The sequence below is a fragment of the Roseibium sp. RKSG952 genome (assembly GCF_009711355.1).
Map to the genome: position 1 here is coordinate 21,193 of NZ_SMMF01000935.1, position 19,861 is coordinate 41,053.

Sequence of the window (19,861 nt, forward strand, 5' to 3'; positions counted from 1 at the left end):
TGAACGGGAACCATCTGTAACATCAGATTGAGGTGCATTTATCGACGTGCGAAAGGATCGTACGGGCGCGCAGTCACTCATGATGCTGACCTGTATCCGTTTGGCCGGAGATTTGGCCGCTGTCTGGGGGAGGTGTCGAAGCTATTCCCCGCGCGGCGTGTGAGGCGTTTCAGCGGGCTTCAGAAATTGGCTTTGGAAAAACTGAAACAATCGGCCTTGGTACATCGCTTTATTCGATCGTGATTTCCTGTCTCTGACGACCTGTCGTTTTGTCAAATATGAGAATGCGGTTGTCATCTGTCACGACCGCGTACCAGTTGTTGCCAATGGTCAGTGCCTGCGCCTTGGCCCCATCCGGTAATTCGATCTGATCGGGCAGGGCGGGTGTCCGGTCCGATAGGCGGATGACAATCAAGGCAAATGTCACTAGAACGCCGCCAATCATCACCGCGGTCAATAACATGACCATGCGTCTCAGCAGGCGAAGCTGAGGCGTTTCCTGCGGTTCTTGGGGATCGGAAGGGACAGTCATGGGCACTCGCCAGATTGAATTTCATATCGCGGCCGCTCCGCCGCCCCGCCTTGATAAGGCGCTTTCGCGGGATGTGCCAGCCGAGGAAAGCCTGTCCAGGACGCGGTTGGTTCGCTTGATCGAAGATGGTGCGGTTTTTATCGACGGATCAGAGATCCGCGATCCCAAAGCAAAAATTGCCGAAGGGGCTTTGGTGGTAATCACAGTAGCCGAGGCAGAAGATAGCCATATCGGTCCCGAGAACATTCCTTTGGATATCGTGTTCGAAGACGCTGACCTGATCGTGGTCAATAAACCGGCTGGTATGGTGGTGCATCCTGCGCCCGGTTCACCAAATGGTACACTTGTAAACGCACTGCTGCATCATTGCGGTGAGGATCTTTCCGGTGTGGGCGGCGTAAAGCGGCCCGGTATTGTGCATCGTATCGATAAAGACACCAGCGGGTTGCTAGTGGTTGCCAAATCTGACGCGGCCCATCAGGGTCTGGCGGCTCAGTTTGAAGCACACACTGCTGAGCGCTATTATCGCGCCATTTGTTATGGTGTGCCGGATGCCAATGACCCTCGCTTGCGCGGTGTGAAGGGCGTCAGTTTCGAGCCCGGAAACATCATGCGTCTGACCACTCAGCTAGCGCGGCACAAGACCGACAGACAGAAACAGGCGGTATTGTTCCATGGTGGCCGCCATGCCGTCACACGAGCGCGCGTGGTCGAGACGTTTGGTGCTCCAGGTACCATATCGCTGATCGAATGCTGGCTTGAGACCGGTCGCACCCATCAAATACGCGTGCACATGGCCCATGCCGGTCATGGATTGATTGGTGATCCCGTCTATGGCGGTAAGCGAAAGTTGGCTGCCCGTGCCTTCAACACCGCCACTGCTGAGGCTGTGCGCGGGTTCCCTCGACAGGCCTTGCATGCCGCCGTTTTGGGCTTTGAGCATCCAGTAACTGGCGAGGTTTTGCGATTTGAGGCCGAACTTCCTGCGGATATGGAAAATCTGATTGCTCAGTTGCGTGAACCACTGTCATAATTCGCAAACAGACGTGAGTAAGAGTTTCTTATCTTTCCTTTACCAAAGCTTAATTTCAGACTGTTAAGCAGCACCTCTTGAACGGACCGGGTATGACACCCATATCCTATGTTAAAGCTATAAACATTTGTCGGAGGGACATGAAACATGGCAAATTACGCAAATCTCCCCGCGCCGACGCCTGAGGGCGGCCTGAACCGCTATATGCAGGAAATTCGCAAGTTTCCCCTGCTGGAGCCGGAAGAAGAATACATGCTGGCCAAGCGCTGGGTCGAAGAGCAAGACACTGAATCCGCGCATAAAATGGTCACGTCGCACCTGCGATTGGCGGCCAAGATCGCTATGGGCTATCGCGGCTATGGCCTGCCACAGGCCGAGGTGATTTCCGAGGCCAACGTGGGCCTGATGCAGGCCGTGAAACGTTTTGATCCGGAAAAGGGTTTCCGTCTGGCGACCTATGCGATGTGGTGGATCCGCGCCTCGATTCAGGAATACATCCTGCGGTCTTGGTCATTGGTCAAACTGGGCACCACGTCGGCACAGAAGAAGCTGTTCTTCAACCTGCGCAAAGCCAAGGCTCGCATTGGTGCCTTGGAAGAGGGTGACCTGCGTCCTGAGAACGTCGCGCAGATCGCGAATGATCTGGGCGTGACCGAGGATGAAGTCATCAGCATGAACCGCCGTATGTCCGGTGGGGACGCTTCGCTGAACGCGACTGTAGGGTCCGAAGGTGAAGGCACCATGCAGTGGCAGGATTGGCTTGAAGATGAAGATGCTGATCAGGCTGGTGACTACGAGGCGCGCGATGAACTGGATGCACGTCGCGAGTTGCTGACTGCTGCACTGGATGTGCTGAACGACCGCGAAAAGGACATTTTGACTCAGCGTCGTCTGATGGATCAGCCTGTCACACTGGAAGAGCTGAGCAACCAGTACAACGTCAGTCGCGAGCGGATTCGCCAGATCGAAGTTCGTGCTTTTGAAAAGCTTCAGAAAAAGATGCGCGAACTTGCACGTGAAAAAGGTATGCTCGGCACTGTCTGAGATATCTCCCAAATTGAGAAACCGGCCTGATGTTTCAGGCCGGTTTTCTTATGCGCAAATGTAATGGGAAGGTGGGGTCAGTTGAGCTGCTGGCGAAAGACCCGAACCATGTTTGCCCCCATGACTTTGCGAACCTGATCTCCGGTCAGGCCTTCGTCCAACAGGGCCGAAGTCAGGGCAGCAAGTTCAGAAGTATCAAAGGCCGTCTCGACCGACCCGTCGTAATCTGATCCGAGTGAAACGTGATCTTCCCCAACCGTTTCGATGGCTGCTTTGATCATCTTTGCAATTCCAGCTGGGGCAATATCCCCGCAAGTTACATCCGCCCAGTATCCCATGCCGATAACACCGCCGGTTGCTGCAATTTCCTGCATCAGTTCATCCGGATAGTTGCGTTTGACTGGGCAGAAACCATGCAACCCGCCATGACTAACGATCAGCGGAACATCTGTCATATCCAACACATCCTGCGCCACTTGTGGGCTTGAGTGAGCGAGATCGATGACAACAGGTCGTTGCGCAAGCTCAGCAACAACCTCGCGCCCGAATTCAGTTAGCCCCGAATTCGCTTGCCCATGCAGGGATCCTCCGAGTTCGTTGTCAAAAAAGTGCTGCAGACCGAATACACGATGACCGGCGTCGAAGATCGGGTCGAGGTTGTTCAAATCGCCCTCAAGCGGATGGGCGCCTTCAATTCCCAGAATGCCTCCGACAACCTGTTCTCCGTTGGCGCGCGCCTGCAGAACCTCCTCCAGATCTGCGCGGGTCTTGATGACTTTCAGGTGACCATCGGATGCTTCTTCGAATTTGTGCAGTTTTTCCGCCTGATAAATCGCACGTTCTTTCAGGCTGTCCCAAGTGCGCAGGGGCCAAAGCTGGCCGATGGCCAACAGGGTGATGTTGTCGAACGCCTCTGCTGAATTTGCCTCGTAGTTTTGCCCAGCCGGAGATTTGGTAACTGCAGTAAATACCTGCAGCGCTACATTGCCTTCGATCAGGCGTGGAATATCAACCTGTCCCCGTGTTCCACGCTCGGTCAGATCGCGACTCCACAGGAGCGGATCTGCGTGCAAATCGCCGACAATCAGTGTTTCGTGCAGCGCGTTGGCATCATCGGATACAGGATAGGGATCGTGATCAATCACATTGTTCCGGGCGCCTTCGATGTAAGGTGGCAGAAACACGAAGAATATGATCGCTCCGGCGGCCACAGCCAAGATGACAATGGCTGCCAACCATTTCAGAAATTTGCGCATCTGTTTTCCCTCCCAATACGTAAAGGCAGCTTACGACTGAAGATTTTCGAGAAAAGCCTGACTTGGCGTCGGTTGGTTGATAGAGAGGTTTCGACGCAGCGTCCTTTTCCAATCTCTTAAAAGGAAGCAGCGAAAAACTTTGCCAGCGTACGTGGGAGAATATCATGCAAAAACCGGTTCAGTGGGGCATTCTTGGCGCAGCTAAATTTGCCCGTCAGTTCATGGCACCAGCAATCCACGCCGCAAGTGGCGCACGGTTGGCAGGACTGGCAACTTCCGATCCCGTAAAGGCCGAACCATTCCTCGACTTCTGTCCTGATTTGCAGGTGCATGACAGCTATGAAGCCTTGTTGGCTGACCCTGAAATCGAAGCTGTCTACATTCCGCTGCCCAATCACCTGCATGTTGAATGGAGCCTGAAGGCGCTTGAGGCGGGAAAACATGTTCTGTGTGAAAAACCAATGACCATGACGGCGCCGGAGTTTGACACGCTGATCGCAAAGCGGAACCAGACCGGTCTGCTCGCAGCAGAAGCATACATGATCGTGCACCATCCACAGTGGCAGTTGGTGAGAAAACTGATTGCAGACGGCGCAATCGGCAAGCTGGTACACGTCACTGGAGCCTTTAGTTTCGATAATCGGGCAGATACCGGAAACATCCGCAACCGCGCTGAAACTGGTGGGGGCGGATTGAGAGACATTGGTGTCTATGTGATCGGCGGTACACGTTTTGCTACGGGGCAAGAGCCGGTTTCGGTACAATCAGCAATCCGCTGGCAGGATGACATCGACATCTTTACTGAAATTCGCGCGCAGTTCCCCGATTTTACCTATTCCAGCTACGTCTCCATCCGAATGCACCCGCATCAGGAAATGGTGTTTCATGGTGAAGGCGGGGTGATCCGTCTGACAGCACCTTTCAACGCACGTGTCTTTGGCGAGGCGCGGGTTGAACTGCATCGCCCAGGTTTGGAGGTTCTGGTGACGCGCTTCCCCGGCGATGATCACTACAAACTGCAGGTCGAGGCGTTTTGCAGGTCGGTTCGCGAGGGGGAGGAGTATCCATGCCCACTTGAGTTCTCGCGTGGAACGCAAGAAATGATCGATCAGGTTTTCAGTCAGGCAGTATCGCTCTGATCCACTCACTTGCGCTAGATGGCAAGGCTCGGCTAGCCTGTCGGGTACCTATTCAGGAGGTGCCCTATGGCTGGCGGTTGGGCGCGCGATGGCGCGGTAAGTGAACAGATTGAGGCGTCAATTTCCGATGAGCTTGCACGGATGCAGGCGCAAAAACGCCCTGTGGGCGAAAGCCTTACCCATTGTGCTGAATGCGAAGAGCCAATTCCCGAGAAGCGGCGCAATGCGATCCCCGGTGTGAAACTGTGTCTGGACTGTCAGCAGGAACGCGACGGAACATTCAAAGCCCGCAGCGGCATCAATCGGCGCGGGTCAAAAGACAGCCAGTTGAAGTAAATTCCAGCGGAGCGGCTCTTTGCAAGATAACCCTGCCAAGCACGTATCCTTCCTGCAAAACGGTTTGGTTCTTGGTTTTTTGGCTGCGTTCCTGTGGGGCACTCACAGCGTCATCGTTCGCTACCTGACCAGCGATTTGGGTGGAATGCAGATCGCAACGACCCGGCTGTTCATCGCCGCACTTGCAATCTACTGCATGTTGCGTGCGATGGGGGCGTCAGTTTCGATCCGGTTTGGGGATTGGAATTTTCGTCTGGCTGTGTTGTCGACGGTGGTGAACTACATTCTGTTCCACATCGGATTGGAGCATACCGGTGCCGCTAACGCGATGGTGCTCGAAAATACAGCGCCTTTCTTCGTTCTGGTATTTCTCTATTTCTTTGCGGACACACCAGTTGGCAGAACGGATGTGTTGGCGACTGGGCTGGCCATAATCGGGGTGTTTCTGACCGTATTTCGCGATTTTCAGGGAGGGGGAGAGCCCTTGTTTGGCGACCTCATGGAAATCGGTGCGGGATTGAGCTGGGCCGTGTTCCTGATTTCCAGCAGCCGGGCCATGAGAGCCTCTGAATCCACTCCTGAACGTTTGAATTTCCTGTTTGGGATATTCATCTGTTCAGGTGTTATTTTGTTGCCGCTTTCCCTGCTCGGATTTCAGATGCCGACGGTAAACGATATTGTTTTTCTGGTGCTTCTTGGCGTGTTGCCGACAGCGCTGGCTTATTATCTTTGGTACGAAGCGGCAGCGCGGGTATCGACCCTGACCGCAACTTTGATGTTCGCCGCTTCGGTGGTGTTCACCTTCATCAATTCAGCACTGTTTCTGGGGGCATCCATCACGCCAATGGCTGCAATAGGTGCTGTGCTGATCGTCTTGGCCATATTCCTCACGACCAAATTCAAAGAGAAAAACTAGAGAATCTTAGCGAGATTTCCGACGCCATCGCCGGTACAGGTTGATGTCCATGGCTGCCACCATGATGCCCAATGGGATCATCCAGAAACCCAAAATGGGGAGAAATCCGAACACACCGCCGATCATCAACAGAATACCCACAACGATCCGCCATCCCCTAGGCACGGTTCGGCGAATTCGGTTTAGGGCAGGGCGCAGGCGCGACTTCAATGCGGCCCAACGCCCTGTGGATTGGGTGTTCACCCCTCCATCGCCTCAAGCTCATCAATGAAGCCAGAGATCATGGACAGGCCCTTATCCCAGAACCTGGGATCACTGGCATCAAGGCCAAACGGAGCAAGCAGTTCCTTGTGGTGCTTTGATCCACCGGCGCGCAGCATTTCGAAATACTTGTCTTCGAACCCTTCCGAGCCGCTGGCGTAAACGGAATAGAGCGCGTTCACCAAGCCGTCGCCAAACGCATACGCATAGACGTAGAAGGGCGAGTGGACGAAGTGTGGGATATAGGCCCAGAAAGTCTCATACCCATCCATGAATTCGAACGCGGGCCCAAGGCTTTCGGCCTGAACGCTCATCCACAATGCGTTGATGTCGTCTGGCGTCAGTTCGCCCTCCCGACGCGCCGCGTGCAGCTTGCATTCGAAATCGTAGAAAGCGATCTGGCGGACAACCGTGTTGATCATGTCTTCGACTTTGCCTGCCAACAGCACTTTGCGCTGTTCCGGGGTTTCAGCCTGATCCAGCATTTTGCGGAAAGTCAGCATTTCGCCGAACACAGATGCTGTTTCAGCCAGCGTTAGCGGCGTCGATGACAGCATCTCGCCCTGATCAGCGGCCAGAACCTGATGGACACCGTGGCCCAGTTCATGCGCCAGTGTCATCACGTCGCGAGGTTTGCCCAGGTAGTTGAGCATCACATAGGGGTGCACCTCGGTGACCGTTGGATGCGCAAATGCGCCCGGTGCCTTGCCCGGTTTTACAGCCGCGTCGATCCAGCCTTTCGAAAAGAACGGCGCTGCGATTTCGCCCATGCGCGGGTCGAACGCATTATAGGCGTCCATCACGGTTTTCTCGGCTTCGTCCCAGCCCACGATGCGGGTGTCTTCCATCGGAAGCGGCGCGTTGCGATCCCAGACCTGCATCACGTCCAGACCAAGCCACTTACGCTTCAGTTCGTAGTAGCGATGGCTGAGCTTTGGGTAGGCGGCAACGACGGCCTCGCGCAGGGCTTCGACCACCTCGGGTTCGACATCGTTAGACAAGTGACGACCGGTCTGCGCGGTTGGCATATTGCGCCAGCGGTCGACGATTTCCTTTTCCTTAGCCTGCGTGTTGTGGACACGGGCAAAGGTCTTGATGTTGTCCTGAAACACGCTGGCCAGCTCGCGAGAGGCGGCCTCACGTTTGGCGCGGTCCTGCTCGGTCAGCAGGTTCAGGGTGCCTTCGATATTCAGCTCTTCGCCATCCACTGTGAAAGTCAGGCCAGCGATGGTCTCGTCAAACAGGCGTTCCCATGCGTCGCCAACAACGCCGAGGTCGTGCAGGAATTTCTCAAGCTCATCCGAGAGCTGGTAGGGCTTCATCGCGCGGATGCGGCGGAAGACAGGCTCATAGCGTGCGAGGTCTGAATTTGCTTCGAAATTGGCCTTCAGAACGTCATCGTCGATGCGGTTGATCTCGAGCGTGAAGAACACCAGCGGAGTGGTGAAGATCGTGATCTTTTCCTGCATGTCCGACAGGAATTTGGCACGTTCGGCATCCGTGGTCAGCTGGTAATAGCGCAGACCAGCAAACGACATGATGCGGCCGGCGATGGAATTGATTTTCTCATTGCGCTGAACGCAGGTCAGCAGACCTTCGGCATCCAGATCGGCCAGTTTGCCCTCGTAATCTGCGGCAAACGATGCGCATTCCTGTTCCAGCCAATCCAGATCGCGTGACAGTTCGGGCGCGTCTTCCGATGTATAGAGATCTGTCAGGTCCCATTCCGGCAGGTTGCCAAGATTGTCGGCGCCCCCGGCGGCATTTGCGTCACGGACGGGAAAGGGAAGGTCGCGCATGGATCACCTCGAAAAATTGCTTTGGGCAACATCTAGGCACAGGACGCAAGGATCACAAGCGGCCTGTCGATTTGTGCTGACTTGTAGCCGGGTTAGCGTGCCGCCGCCCCCTCAGGCTGACTTTCAGACCGGCTGGAGAGGAAATGAGATGCCAACTCCTCAAAGACGGGGCCGCGCACCTCGGGAGCTTCCATCATGACTTCATGCTCGCCATTTGGAATTTCGATCAACCGGCCGAGAGGCCAGTTTGCCATGCGCGCACGGATCGCTTTTCGATCCACGATCTGTTCGTGACTGCCCAGATAGGTCAGGCAAGACATATTGGGGGCAGGCTGGGCCATCAGATAGGCGCATTCATCCAATGCCTCACGCAACCAGATGGTAGATGGAGCACCAAGGGCCAACTCAGGGTGCGCGGCCAGCTGATCCTGCATCATTTTGTACATCTCCGGATCGCGGGTCAGTACGTTTCCTTCGAAAGGCTGTGAAACGACATAGCTTTCCAAAGAAGTCGTCGGTGGAGTTCGTTCACCCAATCCAAAACGTGGCCCCCAATAGGCGGTCAGCCGACTGAGCGGCCTCATGATGGGGGTAAAAAAGATACCCCACATCGGGCCAGTAAAGGCACAAGCCGAGAAGCAATCGTTTTCGAGAATCGCGCGCATCCCGATGGCCCCACCCATCGAATGCCCGATGACGTACCATGGCTTTGGCAAATCCAGATTGCGTGCCAAACCCAATACAGCCTGAACGTCTTTCTGATAGTCGGGGAAATGTTCAACGTGGCCGATACGATTATCGTTCAAAAGTCGGTCAGCAAGACCCTGACCGCGCCAGTCTATCGATAGAAATGCAAATCCCCGACCAGTGAACTCACCAGCGGCGTTGCCATATTTCTCGACATATTCCGTACGGCCCGGGAACATCATCACCGTGCCTTGGACTTCACCCTGGGGCATCCAATGGCCCACACGGATGCGCTTTCCGTCCGATGTCGTCAGCCAATGGGCTTTGCCACCGGCAGGACCGCCGGCCACATCTTCAAAAAAGGGGGCCGGCGACAATTCCATCAGGCCAGCACCGAGGCGAGTTTCATGGCGATTCCCATGTCTCCGTCAACGCTCAGCTTGCCGGACATGAACGCGCCAGTCGGGTTCAGGTCACCGCTGAGGATTTGTTCGAATGTATCCGCGTCCGCGCTCAGGGTTACGTCTGCTTCTTCGTCGCTCACGCGGGCGCCGTTCGCATCCAGAACGATAGCGCCCAGATCCGCGATGGCGAATTTGGCAGATGCGTCGAAATCACCGCCTGCCAGTTTTTCGTTCAGCGCGGCTGCCGCCTTTTCAAGAATCTCGCTCATGGTCTTCCTCATTTTGTTTGTGCGCCGTGAATGGACATCCCCGGTCGCAACGCTACACTGAACATTGTTATGAGCATTGCAATCTCCAATCTCAAAGGTACCGTTGCGGCACTTGCCGTCATAGTCACGTTTTCCACCAGTTGTTTCGCGCAACAGGCGGATTCGCGGGACGAGACCGCGCTGTTGGAACAACTCTCACAAGCCACGCCCGAACAGGCTATCAGCATTGACCGGCAGTTACAGGCCCTATGGTCGCAATCCGGTTCCGCATCGGCGGATCTGTTACTGGAAAGAGGGCGTGAGGCGCTGAATGATGGGGATATTGACGCCGCGCTTGACCATCTGACCGCGCTTACCGACCACGCCCCTGAGTTTGCCGAAGGTTGGCATGTTAGGGCATCAGCATTCTTTGGTTTGGAGCGGTTCGGCATGGCCGTTGCTGATCTTGAGTACGCTCTGACGCTAAACCCCAATAATTATGAAGCTATCTATGGCCTCGGTTTGATTTTCGAAGTGATCGGCCAGCCTGAAGAGGCGTACGAAGCCTATTCGCGTGCATTGTCTATACATCCTCATCACGAAGAAGTAACCAATGCCGTGAATCGGCTGAAGCCTCAGATCGAAGGCAAAGCACTCTAAAGGTCCGGGGCAGGGGGCAAAGGTGAACGGGTCATCCCGAATCGTGGCCGTTCTCGGCCCGACAAACACAGGTAAAACCCATTACGCGATTGAGCGGATGCTGGGGCACCGAACAGGTGTGATCGGCCTGCCGCTGCGTCTTTTGGCGCGCGAGGTGTATGACAAGATTGTTGCCATCCGAGGGCCGTCTGTCGTCGCTTTGGTTACGGGCGAAGAGCGGATCGTTCCACCTCGCACCCAATATTGGGTGTGTACCGTCGAAGCGATGCCCGAGGGTATGGGCGCTGATTTTGTAGCTATCGACGAAATCCAGCTATGTACCGATCCTGAACGCGGCCATGTCTTTACTGACCGCCTGTTGCGTGCACGCGGCACAAACGAGACGCTGTTTTTGGGGTCTGACACGATGCGCGGCCCAATCGCAGCACTGGTGCCTGAGGCACAGTTTGTTCGCCGCGAACGCATGTCTCAGTTGGTTTATGCCGGTTCAAAAAAGATCAGCCGAATGCCACCGCGCAGCGCGATTGTCGGTTTCTCCGTGGAAAACGTATATGCCATCGCTGAATTGCTGCGTCGCCAAAAGGGCGGGGCGGCAGTCGTCATGGGGGCGCTTAGCCCGCGGACGCGGAACGCACAGGTTGATCTCTATCAGAATGGCGAGGTCGACTATCTTGTTGCCACCGATGCCATCGGGATGGGTCTTAACCTCGATGTGAATCATGTGGCGTTCTCGTCCCTAACCAAGTTCGACGGACGACGGATGCGTCCGCTTGCCCCGAATGAGTTGGCACAAATCGCCGGTCGGGCAGGGCGCGGCATGTCTGATGGTACCTTTGGCGTGACGGGCGAGGCACCTCCGTTGGATGAAGGTGTTGCACAGGCCATCATGGACAGCCGGTTCACGCCGATGAAAAAGCTGAACTGGCGGAATGCCGCTTTGCGATTTGGTTCGATCGATGCGTTGATCGACTCGCTTGAGATCAGTCCGAATGATGAACATTTGATCAAAGCGCGGCCCGCTGATGACCTGAATGCGCTTAAATCGCTGTCGCAGATAACCGAGGTCGCTGCGCGTGCCAGCGATGGCCCATCGATCCGTTTGCTGTGGGATGTGTGCCGAATCCCCGATTTTCGCGGCATCAGCCATGCCGAACACGCCGGTTTGCTCGAGGTGATCTATGGGCACCTGCACGAACGTGGCTCGATTCCCGATGATTTCATGGCGCGGCAAATCCGCCGAATCGACAGAACCGACGGAGATATCGATGCTTTGTCTAAAAGGTTGGCATATATTCGCACCTGGACATATGTTGCGCAACGAAATGGTTGGGTGCGTGACGAATCTCATTGGCGTGATGAAACGCGCACTGTAGAAGACAGGCTGTCAGACGCTCTTCACGAACGTTTGACTCAAAGATTTGTGGACCGGCGCACGTCCGTTTTGTTGCGCCGGCTCAAACAGAAGGAGGCCCTTTTGGCCGAAGTAAATGACAAGGGTGAAGTGACCGTCGAAGGTGAATTCGTCGGTCGTCTGGAAGGGTTCCGGTTTAGTCCGGACAAAAGCGCGCAAGGAACCGAGGCGAAAGCGCTCAAATCGGCGTCCCTGCAAGCACTCGCGCCGCAATTCCATCTGCGTGCCGATCGCTTCTACAATGCACCCGATACCGAAATTGATTTCACTGATCAGGGCGGCCTGATGTGGGGCGAATACGCAGTCGGGAAACTGGTTGCTGGTGCCGAACCGCTCAAGCCCGTGGTTGAAGTATTTGTGGATGAGGCTGCGGGCCCGGAAGTTGAACAGAAGGTTCAGCGGCGCCTGCAACATTTCATCGATCGCAAGATCGCCGCACTTTTTGAGCCGCTGTTGAACCTGTCGCGAGATGAGGAGCTGAGCGGTCTGGCCAAGGGATTTGCATTCCGAATGGTCGAGGCGCTGGGCGTGCTGCCGCGTGCAGGTGTCGCGCAAGAGGTCAAAGATCTGGATCAGGATGCCCGCGGTGCGCTGCGCAAGCATGGCATTCGGTTTGGACAATTCACGATCTTCATGCCGCTGCTGCTGAAACCCGCTCCGACACGCCTGCGTTTGGTGCTGTGGGCGCTGGCTGGCGGTTTGCAGGAGTTCCCCGAAGCACCGCCTCCGGGTCTGGTCACAGTGCCGGTCGCCAAAGGTGCGCCCGAGGGTTACGACACAATGTGCGGCTACCGCGATGCGGGAGAACGTTCGATCCGTATCGACATGCTGGAACGCCTGGCAGACATGCTGCGCGCCGAAGACAGCCGGGGTGGGTTCGAAGCCAAGCCCGACATGCTGTCCATCACTGGTATGACTTTGGAGCAGTTCGCTGACCTGATGCAGGGGCTTGGCTACAAGGCCGAACGGGGCGAGCGTGAGAAGGCCAGAGCGGTACCGGCTGAAGTGGCCGCGACAACCGAACCCGCTGCAGACGAAGCTGCGGAGCAACCCGCAGTCGCGGAAACACCGGCAGCTGAATCCGTGAGCGATGAAGTCGTTTCACCCGCTGAGGTACTAGCCGAGACTACCGAAAGCGTCGAAGCTCCAGCTGAGGCTCCCGCATCCGATGAGCCTGAGGTCGAAGTGTTCTACACCTTTACCTGGGGCCGTCAGCGTCAGGCCAACCGTGGTCCGCGCCGCGAACCGCGGCAGGGCAAAGGCAAACCGCGCGGCAAACCTCAGGAAGGGCGTGGTAAACCGCAGGGCAAGAAGGGTGGTAAGCCTCAAGGCGCCAAGACTTTCTCGTCGCGGCCTCCCAAAAAGGAAAAGGCTATCGACCCTGACAACCCCTTCGCCGCGGCGCTTATGGGTTTGAAAGAAGGAAACTAACCTACTATGGCCGAAGCACAGGCCAAGCTGCGAATTGACAAATGGTTGTGGCAGGCGCGGTTCTTCAAGACCCGCAGCCTGGCTGCCAAACAGGTTAGCAGCGGTCATGTGCGTGTAAACGGAAACCGGGTGCTGAAGCCAGCTCAGGCTGTGGCGCCCGGCGACGTTCTGACCTTTCCGCAAGGACGCATCGTCCGGGTCGTGCGCGTCGAAAAACTAGGGGAACGACGAGGTCCAGCGCCCGAAGCGCAAACGTTGTACTTCGATATGACGGAAAAGAAGGACACGCCGCCCAAGAATCCGGGGTTTGAGGGAAAAGGTCGTCCAACCAAGAAAGATCGGCGGGCACTTGATCTTTCTCGCACCCAGGAAGGCTGATCCTATCTTGAAGACAGGGTCATACTGGATTAGCTAAACGCCAAACCGCAAACTGGAAATAACCATGACTTATGTTGTCACCGAAAACTGCATCGCCTGCAAATACACCGACTGCGTCGAAGTTTGCCCGGTGGACTGTTTCTACGAAGGTGAAAACACACTGGTCATTCATCCCGATGAATGCATTGATTGCGGAGTATGCGAACCGGAATGCCCGGCAGATGCGATCCGTCCCGATACCGAGCCTGGGATGGAAACGTGGGTCGAGTTCAACCGCAAATTCGCTGAACAGTGGCCTGTCATCGTTACCAAAAAGGATCCTCTGCCAGAAGCTGAGGAACGTGATGGCGAAGAAGGTAAGATGGAGAAGTACTTCTCCGAAGCGCCGGGCGAGGGCGGCTGAGCGATTCGCCAGGTCAAATTGACCTAAATCTGGCACGATTGTGCTGTAACCCGTTGGAAACGTGGCGATTGTCTAAAAGTGCCGGTGCGTAACCTTTCGGGTGTCGCTTTTTTGTGATATACTTAACTCTTACATGATGACCGAGATGGGATGCGCTCCGTAAGTATGCTCGCTTTGGGGTTCTAAATTTTTGACAATATAGCCGCCTGACGGGGCCTGACCGGTCCCGCTTGTGGTTTTTTGTCGCCTCTGTCCCGCTCTTCAACCAAGGATACACGTGAATGACAAAGTCGAAAAAGCTTGAGTTCCGCCCGAACGACTATGTTGTCTACCCCGCACATGGCGTGGGTCAGATCATCTCGATCGAAGAACAAGAAGTTGCGGGATTCTCGCTTGAGCTATTCGTCATCTCTTTTGAGAAAGACAAGATGACGTTGCGCGTACCGACCAACAAGGTGACCGAATCCGGCCTTCGCTCGCTGAGCTCACCGGATGTGATCAGCCAGGCGATGAAAACGCTCAAGGGCAAGGCCAAGGTCAAACGCGCAATGTGGTCGCGTCGTGCTCAGGAATATGAGCAGAAGATCAACTCGGGCGATCTGATCTCGATTGCCGAAGTGGTCCGTGATCTGCACCGCACCGATGACCAGCGCGAACAGAGCTATTCCGAGCGCCAGTTGTACGAAGCCGCTCTGGAGCGTTTGACGCGTGAAGTGGCTGCCGTTTCCGGCGCCGACGAAATCTCTGCTGCCAAGCAGGTCGACGAAGTACTGATGTCGCGCGCTGCCGCCTGATATCGCTGCACTTTAGTTTGAGGCCGCTCCAGTTTTGGGGCGGCCTTTTTTGTACCGTGTCGCTTGGTCTGAAAACGGTTTTTCGTTATTTTCCAGAAAGGTGAAGCCGAAATCGGATCTTGGATGAAGCAAACGGTCAAATTCCTGTACATAGGTAAGGAACCGATCTCGATCCGGTTCCGATACCTTCTGATCCTGTTTGACGCAGCGACGATCGTATTCTTTGTTGCAACCGCGCATGTGCCGCACGGCCCTGGCTTGATCGCAGCAAGTTGGGCTGTAGGGCTGGTAATCCTCTTGGATTTTTCTGCAAGAATGTGGATCGCCAAAGACAGATGGAAACTGTTGCGGCAGATTTATACGCTTGCTGACATCGTGGTAATTGTTTCCCTGATCCTGGACCCGTTCCTTACTGGAAGCTTGGCGTTCCTCAGGATATTGCGTGCCCTGCGGCTGATCCATTCCTATCATCTGCTCAGAGATCTTCGGAGGGACAGCAGTTTTTTCAGAACTCACGAAGACGCTGTGATAGCTGCGATAAACCTGCTCGTTTTTGTATTTTCTACTTCAACAGCAGTGCTGGTGTTTTTCATTCCGGAAGATAGCAAGACGCCTTATATCGACGCCCTGTATTTTACGATGGCGACGCTGACGACAACAGGGTTCGGGGACATCACGCTGCCCAGCCCGGGGGGTAAACTGTTCTCGGTGTTCATCATGGTGGTCGGCGTTGCGCTATTCGTACGCCTCGCGCAGGCAATATTCATGCCTCAAAAGGTTCGTCACAAATGCCCCAGCTGCGGGCTTTACCGGCATGATCCGGATGCCGTGCATTGCAAACACTGTGGCGAGACCTTGCGTATTGAAACCGGCGGGGCGGCTTAGATCAGTGCTGCCAGGGCAAGCAGAAACGTGATTTCACTAACCTGCTGGGATGCGCCGAGAATATCGCCAGTCTGACCGCCAATCTTAACCTTAGCGATGACTGCCAGAATACCGGCTGCCAAGAACGCGCATAGGGCAGGCAACAATGCGAGTGTTCCAATTAGCAACAATGCCAGAATTACGGCTATCCCCAACCCAGAAACAACGGCAAGGGATGAGGGCGCGCCCACGCTGTGACTCAGTCCCGATTTCCGGGCGTTTGGCAATGCGCTCATCAGCAGGGGCATCGAGGCGCGGGAAACAACGCAAGCTGCCAGTATGCCGGTCAAAGCGCCATTACTCAGCAAAACCATGACCGCTGATATACGCAGCAATTGCGCGATACCCAACGCCAGCACGCCATACGTACCAATATGGCTGTCTTTCATGATCTCAAGACGGCGTTCGGCGGCGAAACCGCCCCATAACCCGTCGAAGGTATCCGCCAGCCCGTCTTCATGCATGGCCCCGGTCGTGGCAACCAGTACTGCGACCAATAAGGTCGCGCATGCCAGAACAGGTAGGTTCAAGGCCATCGCCAACCAGCCGATGGCGCAGGCAATCAAACCAACGAACAGGCCGCTTAGGGGAAAGGCCCATGCCGCTTGTGCCTGACGGGTAAAAACCTGCTCAGGCAAACGTGGCAGCGGCAAGCGCGTCAGCAGAACCAGCGCCAGCGGAATATCCCACGCGGAAAACGGGGTGGTGTCGTTTTTGTGCACTCCCAGGCCTTTCAGGGTCTTGTCGGTTTGCTTGCTTCGGTTAAACACGCAGGACCACTCTGATGCAACGAGGCTTTGAATGCTGCCCGAACTGAATGATCTGAATACGTTCCGGGAAGCCCTGAAAGGGGCGCCTGGACCTTACGAGTCCGCCCTGCAGGGCGCAATAGACCGTAATGGTCAATTGACCAAGCCGCCCGGAGCATTGGGCAGGCTTGAGGATCTGGCGATCTGGTATGCAGGCTGGCGTGGGGATGCCCGGCCGCAGATCTCGTCGCCACAAGTCATCGTGTTTGCAGGAAACCACGGAGTGACGGCGCAAGGGGTGTCTGCGTTTCCGTCAGAAGTGACAGTGCAGATGGTCATGAACTTCCAGCACGGTGGTGCGGCGATCAATCAACTTGCGAAAGCCGCAGGTGCCAAGATGGATGTGCATGCGCTTGAACTGGATCGCCCGACTGCTGATTTCACCAAAGAAGCGGCGATGAGCGAGCAGGAGTTGCTCGAAGCGCTGCGAACCGGCTGGAACGCCGTGGATGCCGGGGCGGATCTTCTGGTCGTTGGTGAAATGGGCATCGGCAATACCACCCCCGCAGCGGCAATCGCGTGTGCGTTGTTCGGCGGTGATGCTGCTGATTGGACCGGGCGTGGTACTGGTGTCGATGATGCAGGTCTTGCCAATAAGACGCGTGTTGTGGCCGAAGGTGTGGCGCTGCATGGCAGCTCTGATGGGCTGGAAGTTCTTCGCTGTCTTGGCGGGCGCGAGATTGCAGCCATGGCAGGAGCAATTGCTGCGGCACGCGTGTTGCGTATCCCTGTTGTTCTTGATGGCTTCATATGTTCTGCGGCTGCGGCGTGTTTGGCGCAGGTTTCAGACAACGCTCTGAATCACACTGTAGCAGGTCATCAGAGCGCCGAGGGCGCCCATGGTGCAGTATTGGCCAAACTAGGTAAGGAACCCCTTCTGAGCCTTGGTTTGCGTCTGGGCGAAGGATCGGGTGGAGCCTTGGCCATCAACATCGTCAAAAGCGCGGTCGCCTGCCATTCAGGCATGGCAACGTTTGCTGAAGCAGGTGTTTCAGACGGATAAACGCCAGTTCTGATCCAAGGAACGCCTTGGGTCAGGCAGACTTTTTGGCGTGTTCTTCGGCCAGCTCCAGCAACGCGGTTTCCAGATCCTTTTCAAGTTTCTGGGCGCGCTCAATGTACTTCTTGTTCTCAGCCGTAGGCATTCCGGGAATCCATAGTTCCGCCAGATCACGGATCGATTTCCGGTCATGATGGTAGAAGGTCTGCTCGGCCTGAGCGGCTTCGTATTCACTGAGACCAATATTCTCGAGAACATAGCGCCCCGCACGCAATGAGCTGTCAAACATCTCGCGAACAATGTCATTCGCGCCGGCCTGATACAGTTCATAGACGTGGTTACGATCATGTGCCCGCGCTACGATATGCAGATCGGGTCGTTGGCGCCGCGCATAGCCGACAAGGCGGGTGACCTGCTTGCGATCATCCATCGCTGCAACCAGTACCGCAGCCTTTTCAATGCCTGCTGCGCGCAATAGTTCTGGGCGGGTGGGATCGCCCAGAAACCCTTTGACCCCAAAACGCCGCATCAACTGGATCGTCTCGATGTTGTGGTCGAGAACAACGGTTTTGAAGCCACTCGCCTGTACCAGCCGGTTTACGATCTGACCGAAACGACCAATACCTGCGATGATCACGGGTCCCTTTTCGTCGATAGTGTCTGCCTCGACCTTAGGGCTGCTGTCTCCGATATAACGAGAAACCATATCGTAGATGATGAACAGCAGAGGCGTGATCAGCATTGTCAGTGCGATGATCATCAGCAGCTTTTGTGACAGTCCGGGCGGAATGACATTCTGTTGTGTCGAGAAGGCGAGCAGCACAAATCCAAATTCACCAGCCTGCGCAAGCCCAAGCGTAAAGAGCCAATGATCCCGCCCTCGCAGCTTGAACGCACGGCCAACGATGAACAGGATGATGCCCTTGGCCAGAATGACCAACAAGGCCAAACCGATCAGGTCGAACGGGTCGGCAAAGAAGTAACCGACGTCGATACCGGCCCCGACGGTAATGAAAAATAACCCGAGCAGCAGGCCTTTGAACGGCTCAAGGTCACTCTCCATTTCGTGCCGGAATTCAGAGCTCGCCAGAACGACACCCGCCAAGAAAGCGCCCAAAGCCGGTGAGAGCCCCACCAGGGTCATCAGGAACGAGATGCCGACCACGATTACCAGAGCGAGTGCGGTATACATTTCGCGCAGGTGGGTGGCGTGGATGAAACGAAAAAGGGGGCGGGTCAGATAGATGCCAGCAAGCACAACAAAAGCGACGGCACCGATCGTGACCAAAGTAACGGCCCACCCGGGCAGGCCTTCGACCAGCGAAAGGGCGTGATGTGCGTCTGCGCCATGCGCCGCATCGCCACCGCGGTCGATCGAGCCATCATCCTCGATATGAATGCTGGCAGGCAGCGCCAGCAATGGCAGAAATGCAAGGATCGGAATGACCGCAATGTCCTGTGTCAGCAGCACTGAAAAGGTTGCTCGACCGCCGTTTGTTTGCATCAGACCCTTTTCTGAAAGGGTTTGAAGAACGATTGCAGTTGATGAGAGTGAGAGAGTTAAGCCTACCGCCAACGCAACAGACCAGGGTTGTCCGGTATAGATCGCAACGGCTGCGATCACGATGGTAGACATAGCCACCTGCAGCCCGCCCAAGCCCAACAACTTGTCACGCATGTCCCATAAGGCGCGCGGTTCAAGCTCCAGACCAATCAGGAACAGCATCATGACGACGCCGAATTCAGCAACATGCTGCAGGCTTTCGGTTTCTGCGCCTACCAAGCCAAGAATAGGTCCAATCGCGATACCCGCCGCCAGATACCCCAGCACGGACCCCAATCCCAAGCGCGCCGACAAAGGTACGGCTATGACTGCCGCTGCCAGGTAAATCGTGGCTTGGTAGAGGAATTCTTCCATAGTGGTTCTTTCTTGATTTTCAGGTCGGCAACGGGGCGTCGCGCTTGAGTTGGTCCATGACGATCTGGCTTTGCACACGCGCCACTGCAGGATGCGGTAGGATCACCTCATGAAGCAAGCGGTTGAGGGCGGAAAGGTCGTCGCAGTAGACGTGCAGCAGATAATCTGCCTCACCTGTCATCGTCCAGGCGCTCGTAATCTCGCTGCGGCTGTCGACCATGCGGGCAAAGCTTGCGGATTGGTCAGGGCCATGCGTGCCGAGGTGTACCTGAATGAAGCCCTGAACCTGCAAGCCCAGCTTGAGTGGGTCCAGACGGGCGGCATATCCAGTGATGTAACCATCGGCCTCAAGCCTTTGTCTTCGGCGGCCCGCCTGACTGGGCGAGAGATTCAGTAATTCGCCCAATTGATGTGCCGTCAGGTGAGCGTCTTTTTGAAGTGCTGACAGCAGACGTGTATCGGTGGCATCCAGCATATG

The 19,861-nt window shown here is 55.7% G+C and carries 21 protein-coding genes; 12 read left to right on the forward strand and 9 right to left on the reverse strand.

Annotation, left to right across the window (positions count from 1 at the left end; genetic code table 11):
* Nucleotides 1-229: 229 nt before the first annotated feature.
* Complete coding sequence (locus E1297_RS26160; RefSeq protein WP_155143457.1) at nt 230-532, reverse strand: DUF6476 family protein; 303 nt, start codon at nt 530-532, stop codon at nt 230-232.
* On the opposite strand from E1297_RS26160, the gene E1297_RS26165 reads away from it, so the two are divergent.
* Both E1297_RS26165 and rpoH read left to right on the forward strand, forming a co-directional pair.
* Complete coding sequence (locus tag E1297_RS26165; protein ID WP_155143459.1) at nt 531-1,565, forward strand: RluA family pseudouridine synthase; 1,035 nt, start codon at nt 531-533, stop codon at nt 1,563-1,565. The genes E1297_RS26160 and E1297_RS26165 overlap by 2 nt on opposite strands.
* 147 nt (nt 1,566-1,712) lie before the next feature.
* On the forward strand, nt 1,713-2,609 hold the full coding sequence (gene rpoH / locus E1297_RS26170; RefSeq protein ID WP_155143460.1) for an RNA polymerase sigma factor RpoH: 897 nt from the start codon (nt 1,713-1,715) through the stop codon (nt 2,607-2,609).
* A gap of 77 nt (nt 2,610-2,686) precedes the next feature.
* On the opposite strand, the gene E1297_RS26175 is transcribed toward rpoH, so the two are convergent.
* Complete coding sequence (locus E1297_RS26175; protein WP_155143462.1) at nt 2,687-3,865, reverse strand: dipeptidase; 1,179 nt, start codon at nt 3,863-3,865, stop codon at nt 2,687-2,689.
* A 164-nt stretch (nt 3,866-4,029) separates the two neighbouring features.
* On the opposite strand from E1297_RS26175, the gene E1297_RS26180 reads away from it, so the two are divergent.
* The 3 genes from E1297_RS26180 to E1297_RS26190 all read left to right on the forward strand — a co-directional run bounded on the left by E1297_RS26180 (nt 4,030) and on the right by E1297_RS26190 (nt 6,256).
* Nucleotides 4,030-5,004 carry a Gfo/Idh/MocA family protein gene (locus E1297_RS26180; protein WP_155143464.1) on the forward strand — a complete coding sequence of 325 codons (975 nt, stop codon included), beginning with the start codon at nt 4,030-4,032 and terminating at the stop codon, nt 5,002-5,004.
* Between the two features lie 66 nt (nt 5,005-5,070).
* Nucleotides 5,071-5,340: a DksA/TraR family C4-type zinc finger protein gene (locus E1297_RS26185; protein ID WP_155143466.1), complete on the forward strand. Its 270-nt coding sequence runs from the start codon at nt 5,071-5,073 to the stop codon at nt 5,338-5,340.
* 19 nt (nt 5,341-5,359) lie between these two features.
* Entirely contained in the window at nt 5,360-6,256 is an 897-nt protein-coding gene (locus E1297_RS26190) for a DMT family transporter (RefSeq protein ID WP_155143468.1), read from the forward strand.
* A gap of 6 nt (nt 6,257-6,262) precedes the next feature.
* Here E1297_RS26190 and E1297_RS26195 read toward each other — a convergent pair whose 3' ends face one another.
* The 4 genes from E1297_RS26195 to E1297_RS26210 all read right to left on the reverse strand — a co-directional run bounded on the left by E1297_RS26195 (nt 6,263) and on the right by E1297_RS26210 (nt 9,676).
* The gene (locus tag E1297_RS26195; protein ID WP_368669681.1) at nt 6,263-6,499 is read right to left on the reverse strand and encodes a hypothetical protein; all 237 of its coding nucleotides are present in this window, start codon (nt 6,497-6,499) and stop codon (nt 6,263-6,265) included.
* Nucleotides 6,496-8,316 (reverse strand): M3 family oligoendopeptidase, encoded by a 1,821-nt coding sequence (locus tag E1297_RS26200; RefSeq protein ID WP_155143470.1) that lies wholly within the window; start codon nt 8,314-8,316, stop codon nt 6,496-6,498. Before E1297_RS26200 ends, E1297_RS26195 begins: the two co-directional genes overlap by 4 nt.
* Nucleotides 8,317-8,408: 92 nt before the next feature.
* Entirely contained in the window at nt 8,409-9,386 is a 978-nt protein-coding gene (locus tag E1297_RS26205; protein ID WP_155143471.1) for an alpha/beta fold hydrolase, read from the reverse strand.
* Nucleotides 9,386-9,676 carry an SCP2 sterol-binding domain-containing protein gene (locus E1297_RS26210; protein ID WP_155143473.1) on the reverse strand — a complete coding sequence of 97 codons (291 nt, stop codon included), beginning with the start codon at nt 9,674-9,676 and terminating at the stop codon, nt 9,386-9,388. The genes E1297_RS26205 and E1297_RS26210 overlap by 1 nt, the downstream gene beginning before the upstream one ends.
* A gap of 69 nt (nt 9,677-9,745) precedes the next feature.
* Here E1297_RS26210 and E1297_RS26215 point away from each other — a divergent pair, with 69 nt between their 5' ends.
* The 6 genes from E1297_RS26215 to E1297_RS26240 all read left to right on the forward strand — a co-directional run bounded on the left by E1297_RS26215 (nt 9,746) and on the right by E1297_RS26240 (nt 15,617).
* Entirely contained in the window at nt 9,746-10,315 is a 570-nt protein-coding gene (locus E1297_RS26215) for a tetratricopeptide repeat protein (protein WP_209016008.1), read from the forward strand.
* A 22-nt stretch (nt 10,316-10,337) separates the two neighbouring features.
* Nucleotides 10,338-13,157: a helicase-related protein gene (locus tag E1297_RS26220; RefSeq protein WP_368669682.1), complete on the forward strand. Its 2,820-nt coding sequence runs from the start codon at nt 10,338-10,340 to the stop codon at nt 13,155-13,157.
* Nucleotides 13,158-13,163: 6 nt separating this feature from the next.
* Nucleotides 13,164-13,535 (forward strand): RNA-binding S4 domain-containing protein, encoded by a 372-nt coding sequence (locus E1297_RS26225; RefSeq protein ID WP_155143477.1) that lies wholly within the window; start codon nt 13,164-13,166, stop codon nt 13,533-13,535.
* Nucleotides 13,536-13,599: 64 nt separating this feature from the next.
* A complete protein-coding gene (gene fdxA, locus E1297_RS26230; RefSeq protein ID WP_155143479.1) occupies nt 13,600-13,938 on the forward strand; it encodes a ferredoxin FdxA in 339 nt (112 codons plus the stop codon).
* Nucleotides 13,939-14,219: 281 nt separating this feature from the next.
* The gene (locus E1297_RS26235; protein WP_155143480.1) at nt 14,220-14,732 is read left to right on the forward strand and encodes a CarD family transcriptional regulator; all 513 of its coding nucleotides are present in this window, start codon (nt 14,220-14,222) and stop codon (nt 14,730-14,732) included.
* Between the two features lie 123 nt (nt 14,733-14,855).
* Nucleotides 14,856-15,617, forward strand: a complete 762-nt coding sequence (locus E1297_RS26240; RefSeq protein ID WP_155143482.1) for an ion channel — start codon at nt 14,856-14,858, stop codon at nt 15,615-15,617.
* Here the strand turns inward: E1297_RS26240 and cobS are convergent.
* Nucleotides 15,614-16,426 carry an adenosylcobinamide-GDP ribazoletransferase gene (gene cobS / locus E1297_RS26245; protein WP_209016009.1) on the reverse strand — a complete coding sequence of 271 codons (813 nt, stop codon included), beginning with the start codon at nt 16,424-16,426 and terminating at the stop codon, nt 15,614-15,616. The two genes, E1297_RS26240 and cobS, sit on opposite strands and share 4 nt — an antisense overlap.
* Before the next feature lie 31 nt (nt 16,427-16,457).
* On the opposite strand from cobS, the gene cobT reads away from it, so the two are divergent.
* The gene (gene cobT, locus E1297_RS26250) at nt 16,458-17,468 is read left to right on the forward strand and encodes a nicotinate-nucleotide--dimethylbenzimidazole phosphoribosyltransferase (protein ID WP_155143484.1); all 1,011 of its coding nucleotides are present in this window, start codon (nt 16,458-16,460) and stop codon (nt 17,466-17,468) included.
* Between the two features lie 31 nt (nt 17,469-17,499).
* Here cobT and E1297_RS26255 read toward each other — a convergent pair whose 3' ends face one another.
* Together E1297_RS26255 and E1297_RS26260 are read right to left on the reverse strand one after the other, a co-directional pair.
* On the reverse strand, nt 17,500-19,383 hold the full coding sequence (locus E1297_RS26255; RefSeq protein ID WP_155143486.1) for a monovalent cation:proton antiporter-2 (CPA2) family protein: 1,884 nt from the start codon (nt 19,381-19,383) through the stop codon (nt 17,500-17,502).
* A 19-nt stretch (nt 19,384-19,402) separates the two neighbouring features.
* Nucleotides 19,403-19,858, reverse strand: a complete 456-nt coding sequence (locus tag E1297_RS26260; RefSeq protein ID WP_155143488.1) for an Lrp/AsnC family transcriptional regulator — start codon at nt 19,856-19,858, stop codon at nt 19,403-19,405.
* Between the last annotated feature and the right edge of the window lie 3 nt (nt 19,859-19,861).